The following is a 12454-nucleotide window of genomic DNA, read 5'->3' on the forward strand; positions in this document are numbered from 1 at the left end:
CTCGGCAGCCTGTTCCCGGCGCAATATCTACGCCTTGGGTACGATCACCGCATCCAGTGCAACGCCGCCCTTTGGCAGCGCCACATAGGGGTTGATGTCGATGGAGGTGAACTGGTCGCCCTGCGCCGCAGCATAGACCGAAACCTTCGACAGGGTCCGGGCCAGATCGTCGAGATCGGCCGGTTCGGCACCACGCGCGCCCTGCAGCAGCGGCAGTCCCTTCAGCTCGCGGATCATCCGGTGGGCCTCCGCCTCGTTGAACGGGGCGACCCGGAAGGTCACATCCTTCAGCACCTCGACGAACACGCCGCCCAGACCGAACATCACCACGGGGCCGAAGACCGGGTCGTTCTGTACACCGATGATGGTCTCGACGCCCTTCGGAGCCATTGGCGCGACCAGAACTCCGTCCAGCGGTGTGTTGGGTTCGTGGTTGCCGACGGAACTCATGATCCCGGCGTAGGCCTCTGCCGCCTTGTCGGCGGTGACATTCAGACGGACACCGCCGATGTCGCTCTTGTGCTGGATGGCGCCCGAAAGCACCTTCATCGCCACCGGTCCGCCGATCTTGCGCGCGGCGGCCTCTGCCTCGGACGCATTGGTGGCGACATGAATGCTCGGGAACTGCAGCCCGGACTCCGACAGCAGACCGGCAGCCTCCGCCTCGTTCAGCGCGCCGGTCGGGATGTGCGACAGCACACCCGGTGCGTCCAGGCCATCGGCGCTGTTCGGCCGTTCCAGGCTCTCGCGGATGCGCGCCAGCGCCGCCAGGATATGCACGGCATCGTTCAGATCCTCGATCACCAGATAGCCGTCGTCCTCGAACTTGCGGCGGTTCTCCGGGGTGCACATCATGGACACGGCCATGATGGCATCGGGGTACTTCCGGCGGATGGCGGGGAAGATGTCCTTCAGCCCCTCCATGATGCGCGGGCTGAAGCCGACGGTGGAGAGGAAGATCACCGTCATGTCCACATTGCCATGGTCCAGCATGGCCTCCAGACCCTGCTGCAACAGGTGGAAGTCGTTGGTCGCGGTGGCGGTGACATCCACCGGATTGCGCGCGGCGGCATAGGGCAGGGCATCCTTCACCGCCTTCTGAGCGATGGCGGGCAGTTCCGGCACTTCGAGGCCCAGATCGGCGGCCGCGTCTGCGGCCATCACTCCGGCACCGCCGGAGACGGTGACGATCCCCAGCCTGCGGCCCTTCGGCAACGGACTGACCAGTGCCGCACCGGCGACATCCATCATCTCGTCCAGGCTGTAGGCGCGATAGACGCCATACTGGCGGAAGACCGCATCGAAAACGGCATCCGCGCCGGCCAGCGAGGCCGTGTGCGTCGCGGCGGCGGCGGCGCCCACCTCTGACGATCCCACCTTCATGCAGATCACCGGCTTGCCTGCATCGCGCGCCATCTTCAGCGCCGCGATCAGCCGCTCCGGATTCTTGCAGCCCTCCATGTAGGCGGCGATGACCTTCGTTTCCGGGTCGGTCGCACCGAAGGCGATGCAGTCAGCCACATCGACGTCGGATTCGTTGCCGGTTGCCACCCAGGTGCGGATGCCGAGTCCGCGCTCACGCGCTGCGACCAGGATATGGCCGCCGACAGCGCCGGACTGGGTCATGATGGTCAGGTGTCCGGGAACCGGCCAGCCATGGTCGAACATGGTGCTGAAGGTGCCGATGGCCCAACCCTGCGGCGTCAGGGTGCCGAGACAGTTGGGGCCGAGTACCAGCAGGCCCGAGCGGGCGGCGGTCGCGGATATCCGCTCCTGCCACTCATGCGCTTCCCCGCCGACCTCCGAGAAGCCTGACGAGAAGATGACACAGGACTTCACGCCCGCCTCCGCACAGGCATCGACCACGTCGGCAACGCCGGGGGCAGGGATGGTGATGATCGCCATGTCGATGGGCTGTCCCACCTCGCGGATATCCGAATAGGCCTTCAGGCCCTGGATCTCCGTCTCGCGCGGATGGATCGGATAGATCGGTCCCGCGAACTTCGCCTCCCGCATGTAGCGGATCGGGCGACCGCCGAACTTGTAGGGATCATTTGACGCGCCGATGACGGCAATGGACTTCGGATCGACCAGGGCGGTCAGGTCGCGGGGCTGCTTGGACATGCGGTATCTCTCGTTGGGGCGATAGCGACACTCATGGTGCCGTTATCCATAGACGTGGAACGCGGGCGACGATCAGGCGGCGATCTGCATGATCTCGGCGATGGAGGGGGCCGTCTCGATGTTCTCCAGCGCCGCGCGCAGTGCACCGGCGCGATTGTCACCGATCACCGGCTTGGCCAGGGCATCGAACTTGGCCCCGATGCGCTGTCCCTGCATGCTCACGTCGGCGGCGGGAATGCCGCTGTCGTGGCTTGCCTGCAGCCGTGTGCCATCCTTCAGGGTCACCGTCACGTCGGAGAAGGTGGCGGAGATGCCGCTGGTCAGATCGACCTGCACCCGGTCCCGAAGCGCCGTCAGGCGCGGGTCGGTGGCATTCGCCGCCGTGTAGTTGACCATGCCCGCCGTATCGATACCGGCCAGCGCGAAGGCCGTGGTCATGCGCAGCGAGAACTTGGTCTCCAGCCCCGTTGCGGGTTCCGCGATGTTGCAGACACGGTCCGCGCCCTTTTCCACCTGGATGGAGACGGCGGCGATCTCGTCCGCGGCAGGGGCGTGTTCGGCCCGGATCTGACGGCCACTCTCGATGGCGGCGTGGGTCAGGTAGCAGGCCGCGTGATACTTGAACAGGTTGTTGCGGACATGGAAGCCGCCACCCGGTGCGTCACCCACCGCTGCCTCCGGATTGAAGTGCTTCGAATGGGTCGCGGCGAAGCCCTGCTCGCAATCCAGAATGTCACTGCGGGACGTGAAGCCGCGCGCGGCCATGGTGGCGGCCATCAGACCGGCCTCCGTCGCCCGGCCAGCGTGGAACGGCTTGCAGTCGGTGCCGAACTGGCTCTTCAGCCCGGCGGCCATGGTTCCGGCAATGCCGAAGGCGCGGGCCATCTGGTCCGCATCCAGCCCCAGCAGGCGACCGCAGGCCGCCGCCGCCCCGAAGGTTCCCGCCGTCGCGGTGGAGTGGAACCCCATCGCATAATGTCCCGGCATCACCAGCGCCCCGACGCGACAGGCGGTCTCGTACCCGGCAACGAAGGCAGTCAGCACATCCTCGCCCGAGGCATCCAGCTTCTCGGCCAGCGCCAGCAGTCCCCCCGCCACGGCAACGGTCGCATGGCCGGAAAGGGTCATGTTCACATCGTCATAGTCGTGGGCATGACTTGCGGTGCCGTTGACCAGCGCGGCCTGCCGCGTCGACAGCCGCAGTCCGTGACCGATCAGGGTCGATTGCGGGTTGCCGCCCTGCTCCTCCGCCTCCGCCGTCAGCAGCGCCACACAGGGCTCATCCGCCCCGGCGATGGTCACGGCGAACCAGTCCAGCAGGCACTGCCGGGCAACCGCGCGCGCGTCATCGTCGATATCGTCGAGGTGCAGCCCGGCGGCCCGCGCCGCCAGAGCTGCCGTCACCTGTGTGCCGGTCATTGCTGGGACCCGGTCAGGCGAAGGAAAGGCTGATGAATTCCGCCACCATCGCCGGGCGTTCCTGGCCTTCGATCTCCATCGACATCTCGGAGATCACCTGCACGCCATTGCCGGAAACATCGTTCACTTCCTTGATCTTCTGGCGCAGGCGGACACGGCTGCCGGCGGGCACCATGTTTGTGAAACGCACCTTGTTGGAGCCGTAGTTGATGCCCCTGCTGCGCTTCTCGACCGTCAGGGTCTGGGCCGACAGCAGCGGCACCAGCGACAGGGTCAGGAAACCATGAGCGATGGTCTGGCCGTTCGGCATTTCCTTCCTGGCGCGTTCCACATCGACATGGATCCACTGATGATCGCCGGTCGCATCGGCAAACTTGTTGATCATCGCCTGATCAATGGTCACCCAATCCGACACGCCGCAATCGGCGCCGACATGGTTCTTCAGGTCCTGCGGGGTTTCCACACTCAGCATTTCTCGATCCTCCCGGAATTATGCGTTTCTTTGCGTTTGTTGGTCGGCAGCAGTATGGGGCGAACCGCCCCCGCCCGACATGCCAATAGTGCAGGGTTGTCCAGCCCCCCTCAATAGGATCGCGGCAGACCGAGCACGTTCTGCGCGACGAAGTTCAGGATCATGTTGGACGAGATCGGGGCGATCTGGAACAGGCGGCACTCCCGCCACTTCCGCTCGATCTGGAAATCCCGGGCGAAGGAGAAACCGCCGTGGGTCTGCATGCAGGTATCCGCCGCCTTCCACGCCGCCTCCGACGCCAGCAGCTTGGCCAGGTTGGCGGCCTCACCGCATTCCTGACCCGCGTCGAACAGTGCCGCCGCCTGCCGGACCATCAGTTCCGCCGCCTGCAGTTCGCCATAGGCCCGCGCGATGGGGTGCTGGATGGCCTGGTTCTGGCCGATGGCGCGCCCGAAGACGGAGCGGTCATTGGCGTAGGCCACGGACTTCTCCGTGAAATACTTGCCGTCACCGATGGCTTCCGATGCCACCAGCACGCGTTCGGCATTCATCCCGTCCAGGATGTACTTGAAGCCGCGACCTTCCTCGCCGATCAGGCTGTCGGCGGGGATGCGCATGTTGTCGAAGAAGACCTCGTTGGTGTTGTGGTTCACCATGGTCGGGATGGGGCGGATCTCGCAGCCGTTGCCCTTCACTTCCCGCAGGTCGACCAGGAAGACGGACAGGCCCTGGGTCCGCTTCTGCACCTGATCGGCAGGCGTGGTCCGGGCCAGCAGCAGCATCAGGTCGGACTGCAGCGCGCGGCTGGTCCAGATCTTCTGGCCGTTGACCACATAGCTGTCGCCGTCGCGTACCGCTCGGGTCTTCAACTGGGTCGTGTCCGATCCGGTGGTCGGTTCCGTCACGCCAAAGGCCTGCAGGCGCAGTTCACCGGTCGCGATCTTCGGCAGGTACTTCTGCTTCTGCTCCTCCGATCCATGCCGCAGCAGCGTGCCCATGATGTACATCTGTGCGTGACAGGCGGCGGCGGAGCAGCCCGAAGCATGGATGGTCTCCAGGATCACGGAGGCCGCGCGCACCGGCAGGCCGGACCCGCCGTATTCCTCCGGGATCAGCGCCCCCAGATAGCCCGACTTGGTCAGCGCCTCGACGAAGGCATCCGGGTAGAGCGATTTCTCGTCCAGATCCTGCCAGTAGCTGCCGGGAAATCCCTCGCAGATACGGCGCACCTGATCACGGATGTCGCGCCAGTCCTCCCCCAGCTCCATGGAAACGGCGGTGGACGCATTCATTGTCGTATCGGCATTCATGGCAGGGTTTCCCGTCTGGTGTTCACTCGGCGGCGAGGGCGGCGGAGGCGGGGACGAAGCCCTTCGGCACGCTGGCCTTCGCGATCATGCCGTGCAGCGGTTCATCGGGCAGGTTGGTGGTCAGCAGATCGCGGATCGCCACCAGTGCATCCAGATCGATGCCGGTGCGCATGCCCATCGCCTCCAGCATGAACACCAGATCCTCCATCACCACATTGCCGGTGGCGAGCGGCGCAAAGGGGCAGCCGCCGAGACCGGCCAGCGAGGCATCGAACACCCGACACCCGGCATCGAGCGCGGCAAGCGCGTTGGCGAGGCCGAGGCCACGGGTGTCGTGGAAATGGGCGACGATGGTCGTGTCGTCGCCGAAGTTGCGGATCGCCTCCTGAAACACGGCCTTGACCTGTGCCGGGTTGGCATAGCCCACGGTGTCGGCAATGCCGACCTCGTCCGCGCCCCGTTTCAGATATTCCTCGATCAGCCACATCACGCGGGAGGGTTCGATCGGGCCTTCCATGGTGCAGCCAAGCGCCGTTGAGACGCCGCCACCGACGCTGGTCTTCGCATAGTCGGGATTGGAGCGTTTCACCTCCATCACCTGCTCGAAGCGTTCCAGCGACTGTTCCGTCGAACAGCGGACGTTCTTCTGATTGTGGGTCTCGGAGGCCGAGAGGACGAAGTTCAGCTTGTCGACGCCCAACTGGAAGCCCCGCTCCGCACCCTTCGCATTGGGCACCAGGGCGGAGACGGTCAGGTCTGCCAGGGTCCGGGCGTGCGCCACGACCTCGGCATGATCGCTGAACTGCGGCACCACGTGCGGCGGCACGAACGAACAGACCTCGATCTCAGGCATCCCTGCCGCGACCGCGGCACTGATCCACTGTTTCTTTGCCTCCGTCGGGAACTGGGACTTCACCATCTGAAGCCCGTCCCGCAGACCAACCTCACGCAGGATGACATCGCGTTCCATCATACTTCTCCCTTTCACCGGCCCTTGAAGTCGGCGCGGCGCTTCTCGTTGAACGCCCGCACGCCTTCCAGCCTGTCCTCGGTCGGGACCATGCGGTTGTAGGCCTCGATCTCGTACATGTAGCCCGTATGGTACCCCACCTGCGTGGACATGGAGATCGACTTCTTCGCCTGCCGGGTGGAGATCGGGGCATTGCCCGCGATGCGCTCCGCCGTCTCCAGCGCGGTCGCCATGAGATCCTCCGGCGCGCAGACCTTGTTCAGCAGGCCCCAGGCCAGAGCCTCCTCCGCCGTGAAGGGGCTGGCGGTCAGGATGATCTCCTTGGCGCGGCGAATGCCCACCGCACGGGGCAGGTTCTGTGTGCCCATGGCGCCTGGCATGATGCCCAGCGAGACTTCCGTCAGGGCAAAGCGGGCATTGGTCGAGCCATAGGCGAAATCCGCGGCACAGACGAACTCGCAGCCGCCGCCGAACGCCGCGCCATTGACGGCAGCGATCACCGGAACCGGACAGTCCATCAGCGCCAGCGTGCCCTGTTCGAACAGCGCATGCTGCTGCTGCCACTGGGCGTCGGTCATGTTGTTGCGCTGCTTCAGATCCCCGCCGGCACAGAAGGCCTTGTCACCCGTTCCGGTCAGAACGATGCACCGGGTATCGCCGGGATCGACATACATCTGCTGCCAGATGGCCTTCAGGTCGTGACCCATCTGCGTGTTCATCGCATTGCGGGCTTCGGGGCGGTTCAGGCGCACCACCAGCACATGCGGCGATGGCCGCTCCAGCACCACGGTCTCGAACGTCTCATTCATGAATTCTCTCCCCGGGGGAGAAGGTTACGGGAAGCCGTCCGCTGCCGTCAAATGACGGTATCGGAGGTCAGGGGGCCATCCTCCGCAAAGCGGCTGAAACGGAAGGCATGCAGGTCCAGCGACGGCTTGCCGTCGGCGATGATCTCCGAAACCAGCCGCCCGACAATCGGTCCCATGCCGAAACCGTGGCCGGAGAAGCCGCTGGCCACCACCAGCCCCGACGGCTGGTCCAGATGGTCCAGGACCGGCAGCATGTCCGGTGTCATGTCGATATATCCGGCCCAGGTCTTGCTCAGCGTGACGTCGGCGGTTGCCGGGATCGCCTGTTTCAGACGGGCCAGGACATCGTCGAGCTGCCGGTGGTTCGGGGCCGGGTCGAGGGTGCGGTAGCGGGTGAGTTCCCGGCGCAGGGCCGCCTTCGAATAGCGACCGAGGGCGAGGGCGAGACTGGCCCGCCCGAAGCGCAGCCGCAGATCGCGCCCATGCTTGCGGTAGTCGTCGAGGAACACCCGGCCAAACAGCAGGCTCTCGACGGTCAGATCGTGATCGGCGGATCGGGTGGCGATGTTCAGGGTGCCGTCACGGCGCTGGCGGAAGGCGACTCCGGCCCATGTGGCCGCATTCGAGATGGGTGGCGCCGCCGTGGTGCGGGCAACGGAGCCGGTGATCCAGACCTGTGGGAATTTCAGCCCCAGATGCGCCAGCATCCGGCTGGTCCAGGCCCCGCAGGCCAGAACGACCGTCTTCGCGCGGATCATCCCGTGTTCGGTCTCGACGCCCGAGACGCTGCCGCCGGCGGTCTCCACGCCAAGGACGGCGCAGTCTGTCAGGAACGTGGCACCCCGGCCCTCCGCCGCGCGTTGCAGCGCCACGGTGACCTTGGCCGGTTCCGCATGGCCATCGCTTTCGGTGTAGATGCCCCCCAGTCTGCCAAGCTGGCTGTCCGGCACGATCTGCTGCATCTCGGACGGTTCGACAATACGGGAATGCAGGCCATGCTGCGCCGCGATGCCACGCCAGCGCGTGAAGGTCGCGCGGTCTTCCTCTGACTGGAAGCAGACGAAATTGCCGCCGACCGTCCATTCCAGATCGGCGTTCAGATCCCGCTCCAGCGTGCGCCAGATGCGGTTGGATTCCATCATCAGCGGAATTTCGGCGGGGTCACGGCCCTGCTGGCGGACGAAGCCCCAGTTGCGGGAGGATTGCTCCCCCGCCACGCGCCCCTTCTCGCAGACCACCACCGACAGGCCGCGCTGCGCCAGGTACCAGGCGCTCGCGGTCCCGGCGATCCCCGCGCCGACAATCACGACATCGGCGCGGTCAGGCAGTGTCTGCAAGGGACGGGACCCGGATCAGTTGTCGAGGAAGCTCCGCAGCTTGCGGCTGCGAGACGGGTGCTTCAGCTTGCGCAGCGCCTTGGCCTCGATCTGGCGGATACGCTCGCGGGTGACGGAGAACTGCTGGCCGACTTCCTCCAGCGTGTGATCGGTGTTCATGCCGATGCCGAAACGCATGCGCAGCACACGTTCCTCACGCGGGGTGAGGCTGGCCAGAACCCGTGTCGTGGTCTCGCGCAGGTTGGAGTGGATCGCGCTCTCGATCGGCAGGACAGCGTTCTTGTCCTCGATGAAGTCGCCAAGGTGGCTGTCTTCCTCGTCGCCGATGGGCGTTTCCAGACTGATCGGTTCCTTGGCGATTTTCATCACCTTGCGAACCTTCTCCAGCGGCATGCCCAGCTTCTCGGCCAGTTCCTCCGGGGTCGGCTCGCGTCCGATCTCGTGCAGCATCTGGCGGCCCGTGCGCACCAGCTTGTTGATCGTCTCGATCATGTGCACCGGAATACGGATCGTCCGCGCCTGGTCGGCGATGGAGCGGGTGATCGCCTGCCGGATCCACCAGGTCGCATAGGTGGAGAACTTGTAGCCACGACGATACTCGAACTTGTCCACCGCCTTCATCAGGCCGATGTTGCCTTCCTGGATCAGGTCAAGGAACTGCAGGCCGCGGTTGGTGTACTTCTTGGCGATGGAGATGACGAGGCGCAGGTTGGCCTCCACCATCTCCTTCTTGGCGCGGCGGGCGTCGCGTTCGCCGCGCTGGATGGTGGAGACGATGCGGCGCAGGTCGTCGATGGGCAGGCCGACCAGCGTGGCGATCTGCTTGTAGTCGTCGCGAATGGCCTCCACCTTCTCGAATTCGTTGGAGGCGAAGGCGGCCCACTTCTTGTCCAGCTTGGCCACATTCTCCAGCCAGTCCTGATCAAGTTCGTGACCGAAGTGATGGTCCAGGAAGGACTGGCGGTCCACGCGATGCTTCTCCGCCAGGCGCAGCAGCTTGCCGTCGGCCGCCATCAGCTTCTTGTTGATGGCATAGTGGTCGCCGACCAGCATCTCGATGCGGGCGTTGGAGAAGCGGATGGCCTTCATGTGCTCGACCATTTCCGCCTGGATCTTCTGGAAACGGCGTTCGGCGGAGGTCGAGACCTCGCCACCGTCCAGCGCACTGCTGACGCGCTTGTCCTGTGCGCGCTCGATCCGCTTGAACAGCTTGGCGATCTCGTCGAAGGTCTCCAGCATCCTCGGCTTCAGCGCCGCTTCCATCGCGGCGAGCGACAGCGAGGTATCGTCGAAATCATCATCGTCATCGTCGGACGAACTGTCGTCGGAAGACTTCTCGCCATCGGCCTTGCCGCCAGCAGCCTTCTGGCCGTCGGTCCTGTCCTCGCCATTGGCTTTCCGCGCGGTGGCATCGGCGTTCGTCCCGGCTTCACCATCCTCGTCATCGGCGGAGTCGTCGTTGGCGCTCGGACCCTCCGGCTTGCCGTAGGTGCTTTCCAGGTCGATGACGTCACGCAGCAGCATGTTCTCGGCAACGATCTCGTCGCGCCATTCGATCAGCGTACGCATGGTCAGCGGCGACTCGCACAGGCCACCGATCATGTTCTCGCGCCCGGCCTCGATGCGCTTGGCGATGGCGATCTCGCCCTCACGCGACAGCAGTTCGACCGAACCCATCTCGCGCAGGTACATGCGCACGGGGTCGTCGGTGCGCTCCACATCGCTGGATGACGTGCTGGACGAGGAGGTGGTGGCGGGTTGCTTGCCTTCCTCACCGTCCTTGTCTTCCTGGTCCTGTTCCTCGTTCTCGATCACGTTGATGCCCATTTCGGACAGCATCGCCATTATATCCTCGATCTGCTCGGAGGAGACCTGATCCTGCGGCAGCGCGGCGTTCAGCTCGTCATGGGTGACGTAGCCACGCTCCTTCGCCTTCGCGACGAATTTCTTCATGTCCTGCCGGGCAAGATCCAGCAACGGTCCGTCCGTCTGTTCCGGTCGCGCGGCTGCTTCTTTTTCGTTTGCTTTGGTCGCCATATGTTTTCCGTCCTGAAATCAGACCTGCACCAACGCCGAAACCTCGAGATCGCGCAGGGCTCCCCTGGATCGGAGCCCGTTGCTGCCAGAGAAAGCCGTCATGCCGGTTCGCCACCCCCTGCGATCCCGACCGACGTCGGTTCCTCTGCCTTCGCACGATCAAGCGCGCGCCTGAGCGCCGCCATCCGTTCGATAGCTTCTGCCGTCACTTCCCGCCGGGCCTGGGCCGCGGCTTCTTCATAGTCCGTCTGCAACACCTCTACGCGGTATCGACGCAACGTGGCGTCGAATAGCTGTCGGATCGCCTCCGCAGGAGGATTTCGCTTCGCTGCCCAGTCCAGACGCGCCGCACTGGGCGCACTCATCCGGGTCACAAGCCGTTCGAGTCCTGACCGGCTTAGGTGGCGTGACAGAGCCTCTGTGTCAAGTCCCGGGTCCCTGTAAACTGCGTCCCTGATCTGCATCAGGCAGGTGTCCAGATCGGAATTCTGAAGCTGCAGGTCGTCGAGTTCGTTCTCGAAGTCGCTGCACAGAACCGGCCATTTCAGCAGGGCGGCGACGATCGCCTCCTCTCGCGTGCGCAGCGGTGACATGCCGATGCTGGCCTTCAGGCGGGTCACATCCTCCGCCGCGACGCGGCCCTTCGCCCAGGGCGGTGGCTTGCCCTGGCCGCCCTGGTAGGGCGCGCGCGCAGGCGGGCGCAGCGCCTCTCGCATGCGGTTCTTCAGATCGTCGCGGTAATGGCGCTGCACCGTCTCGTCGGCGATGGAGAAGATCAGGCTGTCGATGTCCTTCTCCAGCGCCGCGCGCCGCTCCGGCGTGTCGATCTCCCGCTCCTCCAGCAGGGACTGCCAGAGCATCGCGGTCATGGGCGTGGTCCGGGCCAGCAGCGCCGCAAAGGCCTCGCGACCGTTGTTGCGCACCATGTCGTCAGGGTCCACACCCTCCGCCAGCAAGGCAAAGCGCAGCGACTTGCCGGGTTTCAGCAGGGGCAGGGCGCGTTCCGCGGCGCGCCGGGCGGCACGCAGCCCGGCGGCATCGCCATCCAGGCACATGATCGGCTCCGACGTCATCTGCCAGAGCAGGCCGATCTGATCCTCCGTCACGGCGGTGCCGAGCGGTGCCACGGTATTGCGAAAGCCTGCTTCCGCCAGCGCGATCACATCCATGTAGCCTTCGACGACGATCACCGTGCCGGTGGATCGGGCTTCCTCCCGCGCCATGGCATGGTTGTAGAGACTGCGGCCCTTGTCGAAGAGCGGTGACTCGGGGCTGTTGAGGTATTTCGCCCGTGCATCGCCCAGGGCGCGCCCGCCGAAGGCGATCACCCGGTTGCGGCGGTCGCCGATGGGGAACATCAGACGGTGGCGGAACCGGTCATAGCTGCCGCGGCCATCGTCGGGCATGCCCAGCAGTCCGGCCTCCACCAGTTCGCGCTCCGTGAATCCGCGATCCAGCAGGGCCACCTTCAGTCCGTCGTTGCGGTCGGGGGCGTACCCCAGCCGGAACTCCTCGATCGCGGCATCGCCGAGGCCGCGCTGGCGCAGATAGTCCTGGGCTTCTCCGCCTCCGCTGCCCCGCAACTGGGCCTGGAACCATTTCGCCGCGGCCTCGTTGGCGTCGGCCAGGCGGGAGAGATGATCTGCCTTCTCCCGCTGTTCCGGCGCGATCTTCGGGACTTCCAGTCCGGCGGTCTCGGCCAGCCTTTCGGCGGCCTCCGGGAAACTCAGTCCCTCCGTATGCATCACGAAGTCGAAGGCCGACCCATGTGCGCCGCAGCCGAAGCAGTGGTAGTCGTCGCGATCTTCCGACACCTTGAAGGATGCACTCTTCTCGTTGTGGAACGGGCAGCAGCCCCAGTGATCCCGCCCGCGCTTCTTCAACGACACGCGCCGCCCCACCAACTCCACCATGTTGATGCGGTTGCGGATCTCGTCGAGGAAGCTTTTCGGAAAGGCCATGGCTGGACCGGTACA

At 65.3% G+C, this 12454-nt stretch carries 9 protein-coding genes; all 9 read right to left on the reverse strand.

The window, feature by feature from the left end; genetic code table 11:
* Positions 1-27: 27 nt before the first annotated feature.
* The 9 genes from QGV54_RS03185 to dnaG all read right to left on the reverse strand — a co-directional run bounded on the left by QGV54_RS03185 (position 28) and on the right by dnaG (position 12439).
* Complete coding sequence (locus tag QGV54_RS03185) at positions 28-2124, reverse strand: acetate--CoA ligase family protein (RefSeq protein WP_281018306.1); 2097 nt, start codon at positions 2122-2124, stop codon at positions 28-30.
* Between the two features lie 72 nt (positions 2125-2196).
* Positions 2197-3543 carry an MmgE/PrpD family protein gene (locus tag QGV54_RS03190; protein ID WP_281018305.1) on the reverse strand — a complete coding sequence of 449 codons (1347 nt, stop codon included), beginning with the start codon at positions 3541-3543 and terminating at the stop codon, positions 2197-2199.
* Between the two features lie 13 nt (positions 3544-3556).
* Positions 3557-4015, reverse strand: a complete 459-nt coding sequence (locus QGV54_RS03195) for a MaoC family dehydratase (protein ID WP_281018304.1) — start codon at positions 4013-4015, stop codon at positions 3557-3559.
* 110 nt (positions 4016-4125) lie between these two features.
* A complete protein-coding gene (locus tag QGV54_RS03200; RefSeq protein WP_348637656.1) occupies positions 4126-5307 on the reverse strand; it encodes an acyl-CoA dehydrogenase family protein in 1182 nt (393 codons plus the stop codon).
* Positions 5308-5347: 40 nt separating this feature from the next.
* Complete coding sequence (locus QGV54_RS03205) at positions 5348-6295, reverse strand: hydroxymethylglutaryl-CoA lyase (protein WP_281018302.1); 948 nt, start codon at positions 6293-6295, stop codon at positions 5348-5350.
* A 14-nt stretch (positions 6296-6309) separates the two neighbouring features.
* Positions 6310-7104 (reverse strand): enoyl-CoA hydratase-related protein, encoded by a 795-nt coding sequence (locus tag QGV54_RS03210; protein ID WP_281018301.1) that lies wholly within the window; start codon positions 7102-7104, stop codon positions 6310-6312.
* A 47-nt stretch (positions 7105-7151) separates the two neighbouring features.
* Positions 7152-8441, reverse strand: coding sequence for an FAD-binding oxidoreductase (locus QGV54_RS03215; RefSeq protein ID WP_281018300.1), 1290 nt, complete (start codon positions 8439-8441; stop codon positions 7152-7154).
* A gap of 15 nt (positions 8442-8456) precedes the next feature.
* The gene (gene rpoD, locus QGV54_RS03220; RefSeq protein WP_281018299.1) at positions 8457-10478 is read right to left on the reverse strand and encodes an RNA polymerase sigma factor RpoD; all 2022 of its coding nucleotides are present in this window, start codon (positions 10476-10478) and stop codon (positions 8457-8459) included.
* A 98-nt stretch (positions 10479-10576) separates the two neighbouring features.
* Positions 10577-12439, reverse strand: coding sequence for a DNA primase (dnaG, locus tag QGV54_RS03225; protein ID WP_281018298.1), 1863 nt, complete (start codon positions 12437-12439; stop codon positions 10577-10579).
* Positions 12440-12454 lie beyond the last annotated feature (15 nt).

The sequence above is a fragment of the Minwuia sp. IMCC3060 genome (assembly GCF_029909435.1).
Taxonomy (GTDB): domain Bacteria; phylum Pseudomonadota; class Alphaproteobacteria; order Minwuiales; family Minwuiaceae; genus Minwuia.

Bases quoted from the DNA above. Each gene is read 5' to 3' on its own strand.
- QGV54_RS03185 (WP_281018306.1), bottom strand. From the start codon at position 2,124: ATGTCCAAGCAGCCCCGCGACCTGACCGCCCTGGTCGATCCGAAGTCC.
- QGV54_RS03190 (WP_281018305.1), bottom strand. From the start codon at position 3,543: ATGACCGGCACACAGGTGACGGCAGCTCTGGCGGCGCGGGCCGCCGGG.
- QGV54_RS03195 (WP_281018304.1), bottom strand. From the start codon at position 4,015: ATGCTGAGTGTGGAAACCCCGCAGGACCTGAAGAACCATGTCGGCGCC.
- QGV54_RS03200 (WP_348637656.1), bottom strand. From the start codon at position 5,307: ATGAATGCGTCCACCGCCGTTTCCATGGAGCTGGGGGAGGACTGGCGC.
- QGV54_RS03205 (WP_281018302.1), bottom strand. From the start codon at position 6,295: ATGGAACGCGATGTCATCCTGCGTGAGGTTGGTCTGCGGGACGGGCTT.
- QGV54_RS03210 (WP_281018301.1), bottom strand. From the start codon at position 7,104: ATGAATGAGACGTTCGAGACCGTGGTGCTGGAGCGGCCATCGCCGCAT.
- rpoD (WP_281018299.1), bottom strand. From the start codon at position 10,478: ATGGCGACCAAAGCAAACGAAAAAGAAGCAGCCGCGCGACCGGAACAG.
- dnaG (WP_281018298.1), bottom strand. From the start codon at position 12,439: ATGGCCTTTCCGAAAAGCTTCCTCGACGAGATCCGCAACCGCATCAAC.